Here is a 19882-nt window from a genome sequence, read left to right on the forward strand (position 1 = left end):
TAAAATTGAGGGGTTTTTTACACATTATATTTAGGAATAGGTTTTTTAGCGTGGCAAGACGAGATTATGCCCGTCGTGGCAGTAGAAAGAAAAGTCAAAAAGGGACAAATAAAATCACATTATTGTTGCTCATAAGCGTATTAATTGGTGGCTTTGTAGTTGCTTTGCTTGTAATGAAGGAAAATGCACCAGAAAAAGGTGTTGTTGTACCAAAAGTAGATAATACACAACCTAAAAGTGTGTTACCGAATCGACCAGAGGAAGTATGGAGTTATATCCAAGCATTAGAAACGCGTACTGTTCCAGTGAATGATGATCCAAAATCGTTAGACAAAAATATGCGTTTGACTGAAGAGCAAAAGAAAATCTTATTAGCAATGGAACAGGAACAAAAAGCAGCTGAACAGGCTCGTTTGAAACAACAAGAAGTTATGAAACAAACGGGAGAAGTTGAACCAAAACAAACCGCACTTTCAGTTCCTAAAGTAGTTGAATCGAAAGGAGAAGTAGGTAAAACAGTAAATAAACCAGCAACAGTAATCGAAGCAAAAAAATCAGAACCGATTAAAGAGGTGACTAAAACTGAGCCTGCAAAGAAAGTTGAGAAAACAGAAGTAGTAAATGTCACGTCTGTTGAGAAAAAATATGGTTTACAATGTGGCGCATTTAAAAATAAAACACAAGCCGAAAATTTACAAGCTCGTTTAACTATGCAAGGCTTAAATGTTCGTATTAATTCAAGTGAACAATGGAATAGAGTGATTGTAGGGCCTATTGGCGATCGAGCATCAGCAGTAAAAGCTCAGGAAAAAGTCAAAACAATTACTCAATGTGTTGTTATTGGTATGTGATATGAGTAAAAAAACGTGGGTAATTTACCCACGTTTTTTTGTTTTTCAGCTTGCGTAAAGATAAAAAATCCTTAAAATGAACGAACGTTCATTCAGCTAGTTGTCTGATTGTGACCCATCCTAATTTCCAATTTAATTTATTTGATATTTATTATGCGTCAATCTGATTTAGATATGACCGAGCATATTTTTATGGCGATAGATCAGCTCATGGCAAAAGATGGTCTGCATAATTTGTCAATGCATAAAATTGCAAAGGCAGCAAAGATTTCGCCTGGTACAATTTACATTTATTTTAAGTGTAAAGATGAGTTGCTAGAACAATTTGCTCGGCAAGTGTTTACACGTTTTCAGCGTGCGCTCGAAAAAAATTATGATGCGAGTCAGAATTTTTTTGAGCAGTATCGACAAATGTGGTGGAATGTTTGGCATTTTTTAGAGGAAAATCCAAATATATTATTAAATATGCACCAATATCAATCCTTACCAGGATTTGATCGAGTAATCAAAGAGTGGGATCGTAGTCATTGGACTCTATTCTGTGAGCGAGCTCAGCTCGCAGGAGAGCTATGTCATTTACCTACAAATATTTTATTTACTTTAGGATTAGATAGTGCAATTCAAATTGCATGGAAGAAAGTGTATTTTAAAGAATCGCTTTCAACAGAAATTCTTGAATCTGTTATTCGGCGCACATGGTGTGCAATGCAGAAATAATTTATATTTTGATATTTACGGAGTTTTTGTATGAGTGGATCTCAAGCAAACCAACCTAAACGTTCTCATTCCGTTATTATGAAAATAACGTTGGGACTTATCGTTCTTTTATTCATTGTTGTTATCGCTTTTAATGTGATTAAAAATAAAATGATCGAAAAAGCGATAGCTGGAATGGGGGAAAAAGCCTATCCCGTTACAGCAATAGAAATCCAGCCACAGCAATGGACACCTGTTATTGAAACAACTGGCTTAGTTCGTCCAAACCAAGGCGCGATGTTAAGTGCTCAGATCGCGGGAACAGTGAGTAAAGTACTTGTACAATCTGGTCAATCAGTTAAAAAAGGTGATATTTTAGTTATTTTGGATAGTTCTGTTGAACAAGCTAGCTTGAAAGCATCTCAAGCACAATTATCCTCAATTAAAGCAACTTATCAGCGTTATTTAAACTTGTATAAAACAAAAAGTGTTTCACAACAAGAACTTGATAACGCAAAATCGGCTTATGAAGCATTAGAGGCAAATATTGCAGCTTTAAAAGCGGGTATTGAACGTCGTCAAATTATTGCTCCTTTCGATGGTAAAGCAGGTATTGTAAAAGTTAATGTTGGCCAATATGTGAACCCAGGTATGGAAATTGTTCGTGTTGAAGATACAAGTAGTATGAAAATTGATTTTGCTTTATCACAAACACAATTAGAACATTTATATATTGGGCAAAAAGTGACTGCAACAGCAGATGCGAGAACTGGTGAAACATTCGCTGCTAAAATTACGGCTGTTGAGCCTGCAATTAGTTCATCAACTGGACTTATTGATGTACAAGCGACATTTGAGCCTGAAGATGGAAGAAAATTATTATCTGGCATGTTTACACGTTTACGCGTCGCATTACCTACGGAATATGATCAAGTAGTCGTGCCACAAGTCGCGGTGAGCTATAACATGTATGGTGAAATTGCATATGTATTAGTTCCGCTTTCTCAAGAAGAACGGGAAACATTAGCTAACCGTAAGGATTTTGATAGCAATAATTTAGATAAAGCTTATCGAGCGAAACAAATTACAGTTTTCACTAAAGATCGCCAGGGTGTTTATGCCCAATTGAAAGGGGATGAAGTTAAAGTTGGCGATAAAATTGTGACTGGAGGGCAACAAAACTTAAGTAATGGCAGTTTAGTACTCGTTGCTGATAAAACAGGTGTCGGCACAATGCAGCCTGCACAGAAAAATAACCTATAACGTGCAGTTAAAAATAGGAAAAACTTCATGAATTACGCTTTGTTATTAAAACAATTAGAACAAATTTTATCTTCTGAAACTTATTTGATTTCAAGAATGGCAAATACATCTGCATTTATTTATGAAAATATGCCTGATTTAAATTGGGTTGGCTTTTATATTGTAAAAGATGGTGTTTTAAAAGTAGGTCCATTTCAAGGAAAAGTAGCTTGTTCAGACATTAGCTTTGGCAACGGTGTCTGCGGTTATACATGGAAAATGGGAAAAACAACCGTCGTTGACGATGTTCATCAATTTGAAGGACATATAGCCTGTGATAGTGCATCGCAATCTGAAGTTGTTGTACCGATTTTCAAAAATGGTGAAATGATTGCTGAGTTAGATGTAGACTCACCTTGTTTAGCTCGTTTTTCTGCACAAGATGTTGAATTTTTAGAAAAATGCGCTTCACTTATTTGAGTTAAAGTAGGAAACGAAAATGCGATTTACCGATATCTTTATTCGACGTCCTGTATTAGCAGTTTCAATTAGTTTGTTAATCATTATTTTGGGTTTGCAAGCAATAGCAAAATTGGCGGTACGTGAATATCCTAAAATGACAACGACAGTAATTAATGTCTCAACAGTGTATCCTGGGGCGGATGCAAGCTTAATTCAAGCATTTGTTACATCAAAGTTAGAAGAAGCGGTTGCTCAAGCGGATAATATTGATTATTTATCGTCCAAAAGTAGCCCTAATAGCTCATTAATTACGATAAAAATGAAACTGAATACGGATCCTAATGCTGCATTAGCAGATGTTTTGGCAAAAGTGAATTCTGTACGTTCTCAATTACCAAGGGGGATTGATGACCCTGTGATTACTTCATCTACTGGTGGAACCGGGATGATGTATATTCAGTTTAGTTCTACAAAGCTAGATGCAAGTCAAGTCACAGATTATATTGAACGTGTAATTAAACCACAATTCTTTACTGTAGAAGGGGTTGCTGAAGTTCAAATTTTTGGTGCTTCTGATTATGCATTACGTATTTGGCTAGATCCCGCTAAAATGGCGGCACAAAATTTATCTGCAATGGCAGTAAGAAACGCATTATCATCAAATAATGTGCAAACTGCTGCAGGTAATGACAACGGCTTTTATGTGACTTATAAAAATAAAGTTGAGACTACAACAAAGTCTGTGGAGGAGCTAGGTAATCTTATTATTGCTTCAAAAGGCGATAAATTGGTTCGTTTACGTGATATTGCTGACGTTGAATTAAATAAATCAAGCGATAGTTCTCGTGCTGTTGCAAATGGGTTTGAATCAGTTGTACTTGCAATTAATCCAACTTCATCAGCTAACCCACTTGTTGTCGCAGAAAATGTACGTCCATTGTACGAGCAAATTAAACAAAACTTGCCAGACAGTATGACTGCTGAGATTTTGTATGATACAACAATCGCAATTAATAGCTCTATTGATGAGGTTGTTAAAACTATTTTAGAGGCAACTATTATTGTATTAGTTGTGATTACACTCTTTATTGGCTCATTACGTGCGATCTTAATTCCTGTTATCACCATCCCGATCTCGTTAATTGGTGTCATTATGCTATTACAAGCATTTGGCTTCTCAATTAATTTGATGACGTTACTTGCGTTGATTCTGGCGATTGGTTTAGTTGTAGATGATGCAATCGTAGTGTTGGAGAACGTCGATCGCCATATTAAGTTAGGTGAAACGCCATTTCGTGCCGCAATTATTGGTACCAGAGAAATCGCTGTACCAGTCATTTCAATGACTATAGCATTAATGGCAGTGTATTCTCCGATGGCTTTAATGGAGGGGATTACAGGTTCATTGTTTAAAGAGTTTGCTTTAACTCTTGCGGGGGCGGTCTTTATTTCTGGGATTGTTGCATTAACACTTTCACCGATGATGAGTAGTAAATTATTAAAGCCACACACTGATCCAAGTAAATTAGAGCAATGTATTGAACATATGTTAACCAAGATGAATAATGGTTATAACTATGCTTTAAATCTTGTAATGGCGAGCCGTAAATGTATTTTAGCATTTGCAGCAGTAATTTTTGCAACTCTACCATTCTTATTCAATTCTCTTGCGCATGAGTTGACTCCTGCAGAAGATAAAGGGGCATTTATGGTGGTTGGACGTGCCCCTTCTAATGTAAACGTAGATTATGTCCAAGAGGCAATGCATGAGTTTGAACAGATCTTAAAAGAAACCCCAGAAGTTGATTTCTCTATGGTTATTTCTGGCGCTATGGGAAGTAATCAATCTTTCAGTGTCGTGACATTAAAAGATTGGAATGATCGAGATCGTACACAAGCTGAAGTGCTTAATGAGTTAAATAAAAAAGCAGCTCATATTCCCGAAGTAGCATTAACAGGGTTTAATTTCCCGGAGATTAATACTGGTGAGCAGGGTCCTCCAATTGGCTTTGTTATTAGTACAGCGAGTGGTTACCAAGACTTAGCGAATGTCGCGGGTGAATTTTTAGAGAAAATGAAAAAATCGGGTAACTTTGTTTATACTGCACTTGATTTGAAATTTGATACTGCACAAATGCGAATTACTGTAGATAAAGAGAAAGCGGGTACTTATGGTGTGACTATGCAGCAAATTAGTGCCACTTTGGGTAGTTTCTTATCTGCCGCTACGATTGAACGTGTAGATATTGATGGTCGAGCTTATCGTATTATCATGCAAGTTAAACGAGATCAGCGTTTATCACCAGAAAGTTTGAATAATTACTATGTTACAGCGAGTAATGGAAAATCTGTACCATTAAGTAGTTTTTTAACAATGACTTTAGAGCCACAGCCAACATCATTACCGCGTTTTAGTCAGTTGAATTCAGCTGTTATTAGTGCGGTACCTTTACCAACAAAAAGTACAGGTGATGCTATTGAATGGTTAAAAACAGCAGCAAAAGAAAGTTTACCACAGGGTTATAACTATGACTTTACAGGTGAAGCACGTCAGCTCGTACAGGAGGGAAATGCATTAGCTGTCACGTTTGTTTTAGCCGTAATCATTATTTTCTTAGTGTTAGCTATTCAGTTTGAGTCTATTCGTGATCCTATAGTGATCATGATTTCTGTGCCATTAGCAGTAAGTGGTGCGTTACTGACGTTGAACTTTTTAGGTAGTACTCTGCCAGGTATATTGAGAATATTTGGTGTTGTGATGTCATTCCCTGGCACGACATTAAATATTTATTCTCAAGTAGGGCTAATTACTTTAGTAGGGCTCATTACTAAGCATGGTATTTTGATGTGTGAAGTAGCAAAAGAAGAGCAGCTCAATCACGGAAAGAATCGTATTGAGGCGATTACTGAAGCAGCAAAAGTGCGTTTACGCCCGATCTTAATGACAACAGCGGCTATGGTTGCAGGCGTGATTCCTTTATTATTTGCTTCTGGTGCTGGTGGTGTATCTCGTTTTAGTATTGGTATTGTCATTGCATCAGGACTCACAATTGGTACATTGTTTACTTTATTTGTTCTACCAGTGATTTATAGTTATATCGCTACAGAACATAAACCTTTACCAGAGTTTGATGAGAGTATTAAACCTCTAACAGAAAGTACAGTCCATTCAGAATAAAAGTACAAAATATACCGTACTTGATAGCATAAGAATGCTCAAGCTTAAAATTTGAAAAGGGCAGGTGATTGATCTGCCCTTTTAGTGTTTTTAGGATAGATGATTATTTTGATGTGTGATGAACATTTTATTAAATGTTTGTCTGTGATTCATTTGATGGCCAAGCGTTGACGACGGCTTTGACTAATGTTGCTAAAGGAATTGCGAAGAATACTCCCCAAAAACCCCATAAGCCACCAAAAATAAGAACGGCAATAATGATGAAAAGAGGGTGTAAATTAACCGCCTCTGAAAATAAAAAGGGGACTAAAAGGTTGCCATCTAGAATCTGACTAATAACATAAGCCGTTAATAAATACCAAAATGTTGGTGTAACGCCAAACTGTGCAACAGCAACTAATGCAATAGGAATTGTTACTAAAACTGCACCGATATAAGGTACTAGCACTGATAAACCAACAGCAACGGCTAATAACAATGCATAATTCAAACCAAATAATAGGAAAATTAAGTAAGTCACTGCAGTGACAATAATGATTTCAACTAATTTTCCTCGAATATAATTAGCTATTTGTAATTGCATTTCCTTCCAAACATTTGACGCTAAGGTACGATTACGTGGTAAGAAGCGACTAACACCAGTAATTAGTTCTTCTTTATCTTTTAGTAAGAAGAAGACCATTAAGGGAACTAAAAAAGCATAGATGCCTAATGTGACTAAGCTTAATAAAGAGGTGAGAGAGAATTTTAATGCGGATTCGCCGAAGGCTAATATTTTTTCTCTAACTGTTTTTAATAATGAATCAATTGTTTGGTAATCAACAAGCTCGGGATAGTGTTCGGGTAGTGAAAGTAACCATTCATTAAGCTTATTAAACATATGAGGAAGATCTGTGACGAGATTAACAGTTTGTGTCCATAAAGTTGGAATAAGTACTAAGACAATAACTAAAATTAATCCTAGAAAACCGCCGAAAACAAGTGCAGTCGCGAGTAATCGAGGTAGTTTTAATTTTTCTGAAAGGATACGAATTGGCCATTCTAGTAAGTAGGCTAATACAATTGCAATGAGAAGAGGAGCGATTAAATTGCTAAAAAAATAGATTGATATAAAGCCAAATAATAAAATGGCAAATAATCCCATTGCTTGTGGATCACTAAAACGGCTGTTATACCAATTTTTTAACATTTCAAACATGATATTTCCTCAATTCGACATTTTCAACGATTATAAGGTAAAATCTAAGCGGAGCATATAATTAAGCGAGGAAATTCTATGACAGTCACAATTTACCACAATTCACGTTGTTCGAAGAGCCGAGAAACCTTAGCATTATTAGAAGAAAAGCAAATTCAACCTAATGTTATTCTATATTTAGAGAAGCCTCTAAGCGTATTAGAATTACAACAATTGGCTCAAAAATTGGGTATCAAAAGTGTACGTGAGATGATGCGTATTAAAGATGACTTATATTATTCTCTAGGTTTAGATCAGCCAGAGGTTTCAGAACAACAATTACTTGAATCAATAGCAGTTAACCCTGCATTACTTGAACGTCCGATTGTCGTGAATGGGGAAAAAGCGAAGATAGGTAGACCACCTGAAAGTGTGTTTGAGATTCTGTGATTTATCTTTATAATGTTGCCGCTTGTTTATTACAAGTCGGTAACATTATGATTACAACCTAAATAAGGAAAAGCTATGAAAAAGAAAGAGCAAACGCCACAAAGCGTAACTTTTTACCAGCATCATCGTGGTGTCATTCGCGATAATGCATTGCAAGCGTTATTGCATGATCCGTTATTTCGTCAACGTGTAGAGAGAAAGAAAAAAGGAAAAGGTAGCTACCAGCGTAAGGCGAAGCATGTTGGGAGATATTTTGAAAAGCCCGATAATAAAATTTTTACTGTGAGAAATTTTATTATCGGGTTTTTTTATCAACTAAGATTTTAATTATTAACATGCAACTCATTTAAACTCAGCGAGGTAAATTTATGACTATGCAAACTCATGTGTTATTTAGCAACAATTGGAATGTCAGAATTAGTGATCCTGGGGAGGAGGGCGCTCATAGCCATTTCTTTGAAACAATTTACATTACGTTAGAAGCACATATGCATGGCAATGAGATCCGTTATGAGTTTACTCGTAAAGTTGAAGATCAGATTAAAATTAACCGCACTTTTACGGATTTAGGTGAGCTTTTTAAGTTCTTAGGTGATTATTTAGATCCAGTCAGCATGGGATTTCTTGGTATAAAAATTGGACAGTTGGGTGTGAAAGTTTAACTTAAACCCTTTATTTAGAATATTCAGTATTCAACTTATAAGAAAAACGCAATCATTCATCGATTGCGTTTTTGTCACTTCATATTTATTGAGTTAATCGAGCTTTAGCTTCATTGATAGCTTCTGCAACACGTAGTGGTGATACACCACCTTTAGCACAACGTTTATCTAAACAGGACTGTAATGAAAGGATTGCATAGACATCTTCTTCGATCACATCACTGAATTGTTTAAATTCAGCGACAGTTAATGCTTCAAGTGCTTTATGTTGTTGAATAGCATAAACAACAGTTTCACCGACAATATGGTGCGAATCTCGAAATGGTACACCTTTAGCAACTAAGTAGTCAGCTAATTCAGTCGCATTAGAATAGCCTTTCAGTGCAGCTTCTGTTGTTCGTTCTACATTGACATGAATGCCATCTAACACAAGCGCTGCCATATCAATGCAGTCTTGCCAAGTATCTAATGCATCAAAAATGCCCTCTTTATCCTCTTGCATATCTTTATTATAAGCGAGTGGGAGTCCTTTTAATGTCATCAACATACCAGTCAATGCACCCATGACACGTCCAGTTTTTCCACGAATGAGTTCACAAGCATCAGGATTTTTCTTTTGTGGCATTAAAGATGAACCTGAAGTCACACGGTCGGATAACTCAACAAAATTAGCTTCGCCGCTATTGAAAATAATCATGTCTTCGGCAAAACGTGATAAATGTGCCATGCTGAGTGAGGCTGTAGAAAGTAATTCAACAATATGATCACGGTCAGATACACTATCTAAACTGTTACGTGTTGCAAATGCAAAGCCAAGATTTTGTGCGAGCTGCTCACGATCTATGCCATAAGCTGTGCCAGCCAAAGCACCACTTCCTAATGGGCAATAATCCATACGTTTATAAGCATCTGTTAAACGAGAGTGGTCACGTTCTAACATTTCAACATAAGCCATGCACCAGTGGGCAAATGTAATCGGTTGAGCACGTTGTAAATGAGTATAACCAGGCATAACAGCATGTTGATTATTCTCTGCAGTAATGACAAGTTTGTGTTGTAATTTGCGTAGAGAAGATTGAAGCTCAAGTACACGTTGTTTACACCACATTTTGATATCGAGTGCCACTTGATCGTTACGGCTACGTCCAGTATGTAATTTTTTACCTAAATTACCGACTTTATCAATAAGTTTACTTTCTACCCAGCTATGAATATCTTCAGCATCATCTTGTAAGATTGCTTGTGGATTTGAGCGTACTTCAATTAATAATTCATTTAACGCTATTTCTAATTGTTGTTGTTCTACTTGGTTTAATACACCAACAGTCACTAATGCTTTTGACCAACCAATAGAGCCTTCAATATCTTGTTCTGCTAAACGATAATCAAATCGTAATGAATCGTTAAAATCTTTAAAACGTTTATCTGCTGCTTGTGTGAAACGTCCACCCCAAAGTGCCATATTTTCCTCTTTGTTCTTTATGGTTTAATTCTTGTACCAATAATTTCTCCGCTAAAAAGTGCGGTCAGTTTTTCTGGATATTTCCAGTTTGCAATGTCTACACCATTGTTCAGTATTGTGGCAGCTTCAAGCGCAGCTTTCACTTTGACAATCATACCGTCCGTGATGACATTGTCTTTAATCAATTGGTTAATTTGTGCAGAGTTTAATTCTGGTATACGTTGTTTTTGTGCATCTAAAACCCCATCAACATCAGACAACATGACTAAGTCAGCATGAATTAAGGCTGCGATGGCTGTTGCTGCTTGATCGGCATTTACATTCATGAGTAAACCATCTGAATCCACTGCAATTGAGCTAATAATAGGCAAGAACGCTTCGCCAAGCAAATTATTTAGTAAAGTTGGATTTTTAGGAGTGACTGTAGCCACATGCCCAAGTTCAGGAGAGAGTTGAATTGCACTCGTTAAATTACCATCAGCAAGGCACAAACCAACAGGATTGAGTTGAAATTTTGCTGCTTGTGCAACTAAAGTTTTATTGGCGACTCCTGCTAATGCACCTGTGATAATATCAATTTGATCGCTTGGGGTGATACGTAATCCATTTTTCTTTTTTACTGGCAAATTCAAACGTTGCATCAATTCATCAACAAGACAACCACCGCCATGTACAATGACTAAAGGGCGATCAAAATGCTGTTGATAATTCGCAAGAGCAGTAAATAAATTTTGCATAGCGATAGGAGTATCAAGTAATACTCCACCTAGTTTAATGACCAAAGGTTTCATCTAAATTAATCCTAATGTTTCGGGAAAATTGTAGCGAATATTTGCGCATTGTACTGCTTGTGCTGCAGCCCCCTTAAGTAAATTATCTTCTGCACCAATGATAATAATATAGCCGTCTTTAGTCGCAAAACCGATATCACAATAAGGCGTAAACTCAACGGCTTTAATACTTGGTAAACCTTGTTGATAGACACGTACTAAGGGTTTGTTGGCGTAAGCTTGCTGATAAGCCATCATAATTTGTTCATTTGTGATACCTGAATTTAGTTTAGCTGTTATAGTTGCTAAGATGCCTCTTTTAAAATTACCTAAGTGTGGAGTAAAAATGACTTCTGTGCCTAAATGTGTTGCAATTTCGGGTTGGTGGCGATGATTAAATACGCCATAAGCATTTAAACTGACTTCACAATAGCTATTAGTAAGTGACGCTTTACGCCCAGCACCACTGACGCCACTCACTGCATTGATAATAGGCAATTGGCTTAAATTAAGTAATTGTTGTTCAATTAATGGTTTTAAGCTTAACTGTGAGACCGTGGGATAACAGCCTGCGACAGCAACTAAATGAGTTTTCTTTATTTGCTCATGATTCCATTCAGCTAATCCATAGGCTGCTTGTTGTAAGAGATCTGGATACTGATGTTCAAACCCATAAAATTCAGGATAAAATTGAGCATCATTAATGCGAAAAGCGCCTGATAGGTCGAATACATTACAGCTATTTTCTAAGAAAATGGGCGCAAGTGTATGGCTGACCTCATGTGCGGTTGCTAAAAAGACTAAATCGACTTGTTGAGCAAGTGAGATTAAATCCTCAGGTAAAGGTTGCAAAGGCAAATCTACAATATGTTTAAGTTGAGGATAAATATCAGAAATAGCTTTATGTGCATCTTGACTTTGATTAGAAACATATAATCCATCTAATTCAAATCGAGGATGCAACGTTAAAATACGTGCGAGCTCAGCGCCAGTATAGCCACTGGCACCAATGATAATTGCTTTTTGCATAAGTATTATTCCAGAAAGCGAGGATTAATGGTATTATTTTGATTAATTATGTCATTATTCTGCATAAATATTTAAAAGGCAATCTTTATTTCTTTGTATAGGTGAATTTCATGAAAAAAATTCCTTCTTTCTTACAGATGTATGAGCAGTTGATTGCATCCCCTTCAATCAGTAGTGTCGATCCTACTTTTGATCAATCAAATCACACTTTAATCGCATTATTAGCAAGTTGGTTAGATACTTTAGGATTTAAGACAGAGATCATTGCTGTAGAAGGGAGTCGAGATAAATTTAATTTATTAGCCACATATGGTGAGGGGAAAGGTGGATTATTACTCGCCGGTCATACTGATACTGTCCCTTTCGATGACGGACGTTGGACATTTGATCCATTTAAATTGACAGAGCAGGCTGGCAAATTTTATGGTTTGGGCTCCGCAGATATGAAGGGTTTTTTTGCATTTGTTGTTGATGCGATAAGTCAAATTGACTTGAGTAAATTAACAAAACCACTTCGTATTTTGGCGACGGCGGATGAAGAAACCACGATGTTAGGTGCAAGAACATTTATTCAACATACCCATATTCGCCCTGACTGTGCGATTATTGGCGAACCTACTTCATTAAAACCAGTTCGGGCGCATAAAGGACACATCGGTGAGGTATTACGTATTATAGGGAAAAGCGGTCATTCCAGTGATCCTAATAAAGGTATTAATGCCATTGAATTAATGTATGAGGCGACAGGTTATTTAATGCAAATGCGTGATGAATTACGAGAAAAATATCGTCATGCAGCTTTCGAAATTCCTTATCCAACGATGAATTTTGGCGCAGTTTCGGGGGGCGATGCAGTGAATAGGATCTGTGCTTGCTGCGAATTACATTTTGATATTCGCCCTTTACCTAATTTATGCCTGCAAGATTTAAATGAGATGTTACAAGAAAAATTAGCCCCAATGTTTGAAAAATGGGGGGATCGTATTTCCTTACACAATTTACATGAGCCAATACCAGGTTATGAATGTGAACATTCAGCTCAGGTCGTACAAGTTGTAGAGAAATTACTTGGAGAAAAGTGTGATGTAGTAAATTATTGTACAGAAGCGCCTTTTATTCAGCAACTTTGTCCAACACTTGTTTTGGGACCTGGTTCTATTGAGCAAGCACATCAGCCTGATGAGTTTTTATCGACTGAATTTATTCATCCAACTCGCGAGTTACTGAGTAAAATCATTTGGCATTTTTGTGTTTAACATAAAGTGCGGTCAGTTTGACAAAATGTTTGCAAAACTGACCGCACTTTAAATCATACCTTATTTTAACAGATCTTCATTTTTGGCATGAATCCATTTGCCTCGTTTCTTGTCGATATATTGGAAATACTCATTAGTAAAAGTGCCTTGTGAACAAGTGAGTTTATCTAAACGGGAATTTACTTCTTTACTTTCTAACGCTTTGATTAACGTTTTTGGTCCTGTTAAGCTAAATACCCCACCATCTACACGGGCTTGCTCAATATTATCAATAATGATATCCAGTGTGTCTTTTAAAAAGGCATTGCCTTTTTTACTGGCTAAAAAGAAATTTGTATATTGACCACGACGTGCAATGACAACTTCGTCATCTTCTTCATCAATAATACTGTCTAAACACCATACAAGATGACCATCAATATCCATATAAACACCGCCTTCATTATAAAGAGTGAAAATTCTCCAGAAATCAGCTTGGGCCGCACCATCAGTTAATTTGCTATAAGCATTGAATGTTCGCTCATCTGCATTAGCTTTAATATAGTCTTCACGTTCTTCTGTGCTCACATAGCGATATTCATAGCTCCAAGAAAGTAGCCGATTGAAAAGATAATTACAGTAAATAGGTAAAGTGACTTTATTGCTGTAATTTGTTTGCCAAATAACACGATTAATTTTGGTTTTTTTAGGCGATTGACGGCGCGCAGGATCGAATTTAGGAATCGTAAAGCGCTTTTGTGGAAAGATGAAATGAAATGGATAACTTAATGTTTTAACGATATTGCCGAGTAAGCGAGTTAAACCATTTGCAACTAAAATAAGATGTTTATATTTAACGGGTTTATACATTAGAAACAGCCATATTGAATAAAGTAATTATATGTACTTTATCATTTTATAGAGAAAAGAACAAAATGCCTATTAGATATAAAAGATTTTTTTGAGGGGCAATTATATAGAAAGATATACACTATTAAGTCTTAAGTGGTGGGCGATACCGGTCTCGAACCAGTGACCCCCTCCTTGTAAGGGAGGTGCTCTCCCAACTGAGCTAATCGCCCACTTGAGACTTAACTTTTTTGATATAACGATGTAGAACACTTAAAAGTGGTGGGCGATACCGGTCTCGAACCAGTGACCCCCTCCTTGTAAGGGAGGTGCTCTCCCAACTGAGCTAATCGCCCACTTGAGACTTAACTTTTTTGATATAACGATGTAGAACACTTAAAAGTGGTGGGCGATACCGGTCTCGAACCAGTGACCCCCTCCTTGTAAGGGAGGTGCTCTCCCAACTGAGCTAATCGCCCTCGTTATATGACAACATTGGACTCACTATCAAAGGTAAGTTGAAAAGTGGTGGGCGATACCGGTCTCGAACCAGTGACCCCCTCCTTGTAAGGGAGGTGCTCTCCCAACTGAGCTAATCGCCCAAATGTTGTGAGGTGGCATTATAATTGTTAGTTCTATTCAGTCAACAAATTTTTGCAAAAAAATGCTTAATTGTTTTAAAAGTAAACATAAGACCATAATTTTTATTCGGAATTGTTTGAACTCATAGTACAATATAATCCAAATTTTTTGTGAAAAAATAAATGATATAAAAGGTTATACAATGAAATTAGAGGCATTATTTAATTTAGATCCTAATGTAAAAGTGCGTACACGTTTTGCACCAAGCCCAACAGGGTATTTACATGTTGGTGGCGCGAGAACCGCACTTTATTCGTGGCTATATGCGAAACATAACAATGGTGAATTTGTTTTGCGTATTGAAGATACTGATTTAGAAAGGTCCACACCAGAAGCCACCGCAGCAATTTTAGAGGGAATGGAATGGCTAAATTTAGCTTGGGAACATGGACCCTATTTTCAAACTAAACGCTTTGATCGTTATAATCAAGTCATTGATCAAATGATTGAACAAGGATTAGCATACCGTTGTTATTGTTCAAAAGAGCGTTTAGAAGATTTACGTCATACGCAAGAAAAAAATAAACAAAAACCACGTTATGATCGCCATTGTTTACATAATCAGGGCAATACGCCACACCAGCCTCATGTAGTACGTTTTAAAAATCCTACTGAAGGGTCAGTAATATTTGAAGATGCAGTACGTGGTCGTATTGAAATTAGCAACAATGAATTAGATGATTTAATTATTCGTCGTACTGACGGTTCTCCAACGTATAACTTCTGTGTGGTTGTTGATGACTGGGATATGGGGATTACTCATGTTGTGCGTGGAGAAGATCATATCAATAATACACCACGCCAAATTAATATTTTAAAAGCATTAGGTGCACCAATTCCAACTTATGCACATGTTTCAATGATTTTAGGAGATGATGGACAAAAATTATCGAAACGTCATGGTGCAGTAAGTGTGATGCAATACCGTGATGATGGTTATTTACCTGAAGCCTTATTGAACTACTTGGTTCGTTTGGGCTGGGGACATGGAGATCAAGAAATTTTCTCTGTAGAGGAAATGATTCAGTTATTTGAACTTGAAAGTGTTAGTAAGTCAGCAAGTGCATTTAATACAGAAAAATTACTTTGGTTAAATCATCATTATATCCGTGAATTACCTGCTGAATATGTAGCAAAACACCTCGCATGGCATTATCAAGATCAAGGGATTGATACTTCAAATGGTCCTGCATTAGAAGATATTGTGAAAATGTTAGCAGAGCGTTGTAAAACATTAAAAGAAATGGCAGCCTCTAGCCGCTATTTCTTTGAAGAGTTTACCAATTTTGATGAGACTGCAGTGAAAAAACATTTTAAAGCGACTGCGATTGAACCATTAGAAAAAATCAAAGAAAAATTGACCGCTCTTTCTCATTGGGATTTACAAAGTACGCATGAAGCAATCGAACAGACTGCGGCGGAGTTAGGTTTAGGTATGGGGAAAGTAGGGATGCCGTTACGTGTAGCAGTAACAGGTTCAGGTCAATCACCTTCAATGGATGTAACATTAGTTGGGATTGGCAAAGAGCGTACACTCGCTCGTATCCAAAAAGCGATTGATTTCATAAAAAATCAAGCTGATTAATATTTAAACTTGTGATTAAATATCAGTAATTTGATATTGACAGCTAACGTGGCGGAATTTATTATTACCGCCACGACATTTCTAATGTGGGGTTATAGCTCAGTTGGGAGAGCGCTTGAATGGCATTCAAGAGGTCGTCGGTTCGATCCCGATTAACTCCACCATCTTCCTTAAGCCTTAATTTATGATGTAAAGCTTATTCGTTGTTATTTCTGAAAATAAATTACCATTCACCTAGAAAAGCCTGTATAATAACCAAGTTTTATTTTCTGTATTAGCGTGCGGCTATCAAAAGTAATTTTTTGTTTTTTAATGAAAAATGACTGATTAAAAAGATTATTTTTGCTAGTCGCAATTTGGAAAATAAAACAACGTTTTTATTCTTAAGCTATTAAATTTTGTTGTTTATTAGCTTGATTCATTTAAAAAGGAAAAACATTGTGAATCCAATTGTAAAACAATTTAAATATGGTCAGCATACTGTCACTTTAGAAACTGGTGCAATTGCTCGTCAAGCAACCGCAGCAGTCATGGCTAGTATGGACGACACCACCGTTTTTGTAACAGTAGTTGCTAAAAAAGATGTCAAAGAAGGTCAAGATTTCTTTCCATTAACAGTTAATTATCAAGAGCGTACTTACGCTGCTGGGCGTATTCCTGGTGGCTTTTTTAAACGTGAAGGTCGCCCATCAGAAGGCGAAACTTTAATTGCACGTTTAATTGACCGTCCAATTCGTCCACTTTTCCCAGAGGGGTTCTATAACGAAATTCAAATTGTTGCGACAGTCGTTTCTGTTAACCCACAAATTTGCCCAGACTTAGTCGCAATGATCGGTGCATCAGCAGCACTTTCATTATCGGGTGTGCCATTTAATGGTCCAATCGGCGCAGCTCGTGTTGGTTTTATTGATAATCAATTTGTACTCAATCCAACCATGAATGAGCAAAAACAAAGCCGTTTGGACTTAGTCGTAGCAGGTACAGATAAGGCTGTGTTAATGGTTGAATCTGAAGCTGATATTTTAACTGAAGAGCAAATGTTGGCCGCTGTTGTTTTTGGACATCAGCAACAACAAGTTGTGATCGAAGCAATCAAAGAATTTGCTGCAGAAGCAGGTAAACCTCGTTGGAATTGGGTTGCGCCTGAGCCAAATACAACATTAATTGAGAAAGTAAAATCAATTGCTGAAACACGTTTAGGTGAAGCATACCGTATTACTGAAAAACAATCTCGCTATGAGCAAATTGATGCTATTAAATCTGATGTACTTTCACAAATTGCAGCAGAATCAGAAAGTGAAGAAATCAGTGAAGGTAAGATTATTGATATTTTCACCGCACTTGAAAGTCAAATCGTACGTAGCCGTATTTTAAATGGTGAGCCACGTATCGATGGTCGTACAGTAGATACTGTTCGTGCATTAGATATTTGTACAGGTGTATTACCACGTACCCATGGTTCTGCAATTTTCACGCGTGGTGAAACGCAAGCATTAGCTGTAGCAACTTTAGGTACAGAACGTGACGCTCAGATTATTGATGAGTTGACAGGTGAACGTTCAGATCATTTCTTATTCCACTACAACTTCCCTCCATATTCTGTGGGTGAAACAGGTATGATCGGTTCACCAAAACGCCGTGAAATTGGTCATGGACGTTTAGCAAAACGCGGTGTTGCTGCAGTCATGCCAACAATTGCTGAATTCCCATATGTTGTTCGTGTTGTTTCGGAAATTACAGAATCAAATGGATCCTCTTCAATGGCATCTGTTTGTGGTGCATCATTAGCATTAATGGATGCAGGTGTACCGATTAAAGCTGCTGTTGCAGGTATCGCAATGGGCCTAGTAAAAGAAGATGAAAAATTCGTTGTACTTTCAGATATCTTAGGTGATGAAGACCACTTAGGTGATATGGACTTTAAAGTTGCGGGAACACGTCAAGGTGTGACTGCTCTTCAAATGGATATTAAAATTGAAGGTATTACGGCTGAAATTATGCAGATTGCCTTGAACCAAGCGAAAAGTGCAAGATTACATATTTTAGGTGTGATGGAACAAGCGATTGCAGCACCTCGTGCAGATATTTCTGATTTTGCTCCGCGTATTTACACAATGAAGATTGATCCTAAGAAAATCAAAGATGTGATTGGTAAAGGTGGTGCAACCATTCGTGCATTAACCGAAGAAACAGGTACTTCAATTGATATTGATGATGATGGTACAGTAAAAATTGCTGCGGTTGATAGTAATGCAGTGAAAGATGTAATGGCTCGAATTGAAGACATTACAGCAGAGGTGGAAGCGGGTCTAGTTTATAAAGGAAAAGTGACTCGTTTGGCTGACTTTGGGGCCTTTGTTTCTATCGTTGGTAATAAAGAAGGACTTGTTCACATTTCTCAAATTGCAGAAGAACGTGTTGAAAAAGTCAGTGATTATTTAACACTAGGTCAAGAAGTCACAGTTAAAGTAGTTGAAATCGATCGTCAAGGTCGTATTCGTTTAACTATGAAAGATATTGCACCTAAGCAAACGCAAGCAGATGCTGCTGTAGAAGAAATTGCAGCAGAAGAGCAAGCATAATTAAATCGTAGTATTACAGCTCTTATTCTGGGAGCTGTAATTTTATTTGAACAAGTGCAATTTATGCATTAAGGCTAATCGAGATGATGCAACTTAATAAGTTGTTAAATTTCATACTTTTTTTACCTTGTTGGGTGTTATTTTTCAGCGCTTGCGCTAACCATGAGCAAGTGTTTATTGTAGAAGATAAATTGTTACTAGCGGAACAGAATCCCAACAACCATCTTGAGCATGAAATTATGGTTGCCAAGATTAGTCAATTGTTACTTGTTAAAAGTTTGAAGAAAGAAGAACGAGCTATTCTGCATTTTGAACGGGGCGTATTATACGATAGTTTAGGGTTGTGGGGATTAGCTCGTTATGATTTTGATCAAGCACTAACGTTGTATCCAAAATTAGTCGCAGCGTTTAATTATTTAGGATTATATTTGCTGTTAGAGCAGGAATATAGTACATCTCTTGATGTGTTCAATCTCTTGTTTGAACTCGATCCTAATTATGAATATGCGTTTCTCAATAGAGGGCTAAATTTTTATTACGTTGCACGTTATGAATTAGCACAGCGGGATTTTCTTCAATTTTATCAATCAGATAAGTCAGATCCTTACCGCACTTTATGGCTCTATTTAAATGAATTACAACTCAATCCTCAGGAAGCAAAACAAAATCTTGCTCAACGCGCAAATTTACTTTCTGATGAATATTGGGGAACGTATTTAGTCCAATATTATTTGGGAAATTTATCAGTTAAAGAATTATTTACTCAGGCACGACAATTTGCAGAAACTAATAATGCAAAGTATGCTGAAATTTTAACTGAAACTTACTTTTATTTAGCAAAACTAAAACTCAATTCAGGTCAATTTAATGAAGCAGAAATGCTATTTAGATTGGCTCTTGCAAACCAAGTATATAACTTCGTTGAGTATCGTTTTGCGATGTTTGAACTTTTGAAATTGAAGCAAAATTCAAACCAATAATGGCATTTTTATGCCATGGGCTGTTGTAAA

17 protein-coding genes and 5 tRNA genes are annotated in these 19882 nt (G+C 36.8%); 13 read left to right on the forward strand and 9 right to left on the reverse strand.

Translation table 11 applies throughout. The features are described from left to right. Positions 1-50: 50 nt before the first annotated feature. The 5 genes from ftsN (at position 51) to acrB (ending at position 6429) form a co-directional block, all read left to right on the forward strand. On the forward strand, positions 51-851 hold the full coding sequence (gene ftsN, locus K7G93_RS00080; RefSeq protein ID WP_191135105.1) for a cell division protein FtsN: 801 nt from the start codon (positions 51-53) through the stop codon (positions 849-851). A gap of 153 nt (positions 852-1004) precedes the next feature. Continuing rightward, positions 1005-1568 carry a TetR/AcrR family transcriptional regulator gene (locus tag K7G93_RS00085; protein WP_115322286.1) on the forward strand — a complete coding sequence of 188 codons (564 nt, stop codon included), beginning with the start codon at positions 1005-1007 and terminating at the stop codon, positions 1566-1568. Between the two features lie 30 nt (positions 1569-1598). Beyond that, complete coding sequence (acrA, locus tag K7G93_RS00090; RefSeq protein WP_115322287.1) at positions 1599-2810, forward strand: multidrug efflux RND transporter periplasmic adaptor subunit AcrA; 1212 nt, start codon at positions 1599-1601, stop codon at positions 2808-2810. Positions 2811-2837: 27 nt separating this feature from the next. Continuing rightward, positions 2838-3269, forward strand: coding sequence for a free L-methionine (R)-S-oxide reductase MsrC (msrC, locus tag K7G93_RS00095; protein WP_049214576.1), 432 nt, complete (start codon positions 2838-2840; stop codon positions 3267-3269). A 19-nt stretch (positions 3270-3288) separates the two neighbouring features. Further along, positions 3289-6429 carry a multidrug efflux RND transporter permease subunit AcrB gene (acrB, locus tag K7G93_RS00100; RefSeq protein ID WP_226690207.1) on the forward strand — a complete coding sequence of 1047 codons (3141 nt, stop codon included), beginning with the start codon at positions 3289-3291 and terminating at the stop codon, positions 6427-6429. A gap of 130 nt (positions 6430-6559) precedes the next feature. Here the strand turns inward: acrB and K7G93_RS00105 are convergent, their stop codons facing one another. Next, the gene (locus tag K7G93_RS00105; protein ID WP_049214574.1) at positions 6560-7627 is read right to left on the reverse strand and encodes an AI-2E family transporter; all 1068 of its coding nucleotides are present in this window, start codon (positions 7625-7627) and stop codon (positions 6560-6562) included. A 78-nt stretch (positions 7628-7705) separates the two neighbouring features. Between K7G93_RS00105 and arsC the strand changes: the two genes are divergently transcribed. The 3 genes from arsC (at position 7706) to K7G93_RS00120 (ending at position 8718) form a co-directional block, all read left to right on the forward strand. Then, entirely contained in the window at positions 7706-8056 is a 351-nt protein-coding gene (gene arsC, locus K7G93_RS00110) for an arsenate reductase (glutaredoxin) (protein ID WP_049214573.1), read from the forward strand. A gap of 75 nt (positions 8057-8131) precedes the next feature. After that, positions 8132-8383 carry an alternative ribosome-rescue factor A gene (locus K7G93_RS00115; protein WP_226690208.1) on the forward strand — a complete coding sequence of 84 codons (252 nt, stop codon included), beginning with the start codon at positions 8132-8134 and terminating at the stop codon, positions 8381-8383. A 41-nt stretch (positions 8384-8424) separates the two neighbouring features. Further along, positions 8425-8718, forward strand: coding sequence for a DUF5377 family protein (locus tag K7G93_RS00120; RefSeq protein ID WP_049214571.1), 294 nt, complete (start codon positions 8425-8427; stop codon positions 8716-8718). An 85-nt stretch (positions 8719-8803) separates the two neighbouring features. On the opposite strand, the gene argH is transcribed toward K7G93_RS00120, so the two are convergent. Genes argH through argC form a run of 3 tightly spaced genes read right to left on the reverse strand, consistent with a single transcriptional unit; the run spans position 8804 to position 11979 of the window. Next, entirely contained in the window at positions 8804-10180 is a 1377-nt protein-coding gene (gene argH, locus K7G93_RS00125) for an argininosuccinate lyase (RefSeq protein ID WP_191135101.1), read from the reverse strand. A gap of 17 nt (positions 10181-10197) precedes the next feature. Next, positions 10198-10971 (reverse strand): acetylglutamate kinase, encoded by a 774-nt coding sequence (argB, locus tag K7G93_RS00130; RefSeq protein ID WP_174694518.1) that lies wholly within the window; start codon positions 10969-10971, stop codon positions 10198-10200. Beyond that, the gene (argC, locus tag K7G93_RS00135) at positions 10972-11979 is read right to left on the reverse strand and encodes an N-acetyl-gamma-glutamyl-phosphate reductase (RefSeq protein ID WP_228400389.1); all 1008 of its coding nucleotides are present in this window, start codon (positions 11977-11979) and stop codon (positions 10972-10974) included. Positions 11980-12089: 110 nt separating this feature from the next. Here argC and argE point away from each other — a divergent pair, with 110 nt between their 5' ends. Next, a complete protein-coding gene (gene argE / locus K7G93_RS00140; RefSeq protein WP_115322293.1) occupies positions 12090-13235 on the forward strand; it encodes an acetylornithine deacetylase in 1146 nt (381 codons plus the stop codon). 60 nt (positions 13236-13295) lie between these two features. Here argE and K7G93_RS00145 read toward each other — a convergent pair whose 3' ends face one another. The 5 genes from K7G93_RS00145 to K7G93_RS00165 form a co-directional block, all read right to left on the reverse strand. Further along, on the reverse strand, positions 13296-14084 hold the full coding sequence (locus tag K7G93_RS00145; RefSeq protein ID WP_226690209.1) for a glycosyltransferase family 32 protein: 789 nt from the start codon (positions 14082-14084) through the stop codon (positions 13296-13298). Between the two features lie 136 nt (positions 14085-14220). Beyond that, positions 14221-14296 (reverse strand) — tRNA-Val (locus K7G93_RS00150). Positions 14297-14343: 47 nt separating this feature from the next. Further along, a tRNA-Val gene (locus tag K7G93_RS00155) sits at positions 14344-14419 on the reverse strand. A gap of 47 nt (positions 14420-14466) precedes the next feature. Then, positions 14467-14542 (reverse strand) — tRNA-Val (locus tag K7G93_RS00160). Between the two features lie 47 nt (positions 14543-14589). Beyond that, positions 14590-14665 (reverse strand) — tRNA-Val (locus K7G93_RS00165). A gap of 182 nt (positions 14666-14847) precedes the next feature. Between K7G93_RS00165 and gltX the strand changes: the two genes are divergently transcribed. The 4 genes from gltX (at position 14848) to nlpI (ending at position 19852) form a co-directional block, all read left to right on the forward strand. Next, positions 14848-16290 (forward strand): glutamate--tRNA ligase, encoded by a 1443-nt coding sequence (gene gltX, locus K7G93_RS00170; RefSeq protein WP_223667894.1) that lies wholly within the window; start codon positions 14848-14850, stop codon positions 16288-16290. Between the two features lie 88 nt (positions 16291-16378). Beyond that, positions 16379-16454: transfer RNA gene (locus tag K7G93_RS00175), tRNA-Ala, on the forward strand. A gap of 276 nt (positions 16455-16730) precedes the next feature. Further along, positions 16731-18872: a polyribonucleotide nucleotidyltransferase gene (pnp, locus tag K7G93_RS00180; RefSeq protein ID WP_224045998.1), complete on the forward strand. Its 2142-nt coding sequence runs from the start codon at positions 16731-16733 to the stop codon at positions 18870-18872. A gap of 83 nt (positions 18873-18955) precedes the next feature. Continuing rightward, positions 18956-19852, forward strand: a complete 897-nt coding sequence (gene nlpI / locus K7G93_RS00185) for a lipoprotein NlpI (protein ID WP_373316101.1) — start codon at positions 18956-18958, stop codon at positions 19850-19852. Positions 19853-19882 lie beyond the last annotated feature (30 nt).

The organism is Pasteurella canis (assembly GCF_020810675.1).
GTDB classification, from domain to species: domain Bacteria; phylum Pseudomonadota; class Gammaproteobacteria; order Enterobacterales; family Pasteurellaceae; genus Pasteurella; species Pasteurella canis.

Bases quoted from the DNA above. Each gene is read 5' to 3' on its own strand.
- K7G93_RS00105 (WP_049214574.1), bottom strand. From the start codon at position 7,627: ATGTTTGAAATGTTAAAAAATTGGTATAACAGCCGTTTTAGTGATCCA.
- acrB (WP_226690207.1), top strand. From the start codon at position 3,289: ATGCGATTTACCGATATCTTTATTCGACGTCCTGTATTAGCAGTTTCA.
- argB (WP_174694518.1), bottom strand. From the start codon at position 10,971: ATGAAACCTTTGGTCATTAAACTAGGTGGAGTATTACTTGATACTCCT.
- nlpI (WP_373316101.1), top strand. From the start codon at position 18,956: ATGATGCAACTTAATAAGTTGTTAAATTTCATACTTTTTTTACCTTGT.
- K7G93_RS00120 (WP_049214571.1), top strand. From the start codon at position 8,425: ATGACTATGCAAACTCATGTGTTATTTAGCAACAATTGGAATGTCAGA.
- acrA (WP_115322287.1), top strand. From the start codon at position 1,599: ATGAGTGGATCTCAAGCAAACCAACCTAAACGTTCTCATTCCGTTATT.
- K7G93_RS00085 (WP_115322286.1), top strand. From the start codon at position 1,005: ATGCGTCAATCTGATTTAGATATGACCGAGCATATTTTTATGGCGATA.
- K7G93_RS00115 (WP_226690208.1), top strand. From the start codon at position 8,132: ATGAAAAAGAAAGAGCAAACGCCACAAAGCGTAACTTTTTACCAGCAT.
- argH (WP_191135101.1), bottom strand. From the start codon at position 10,180: ATGGCACTTTGGGGTGGACGTTTCACACAAGCAGCAGATAAACGTTTT.
- argC (WP_228400389.1), bottom strand. From the start codon at position 11,979: ATGCAAAAAGCAATTATCATTGGTGCCAGTGGCTATACTGGCGCTGAG.
- gltX (WP_223667894.1), top strand. From the start codon at position 14,848: ATGAAATTAGAGGCATTATTTAATTTAGATCCTAATGTAAAAGTGCGT.
- arsC (WP_049214573.1), top strand. From the start codon at position 7,706: ATGACAGTCACAATTTACCACAATTCACGTTGTTCGAAGAGCCGAGAA.
- argE (WP_115322293.1), top strand. From the start codon at position 12,090: ATGAAAAAAATTCCTTCTTTCTTACAGATGTATGAGCAGTTGATTGCA.
- msrC (WP_049214576.1), top strand. From the start codon at position 2,838: ATGAATTACGCTTTGTTATTAAAACAATTAGAACAAATTTTATCTTCT.
- K7G93_RS00145 (WP_226690209.1), bottom strand. From the start codon at position 14,084: ATGTATAAACCCGTTAAATATAAACATCTTATTTTAGTTGCAAATGGT.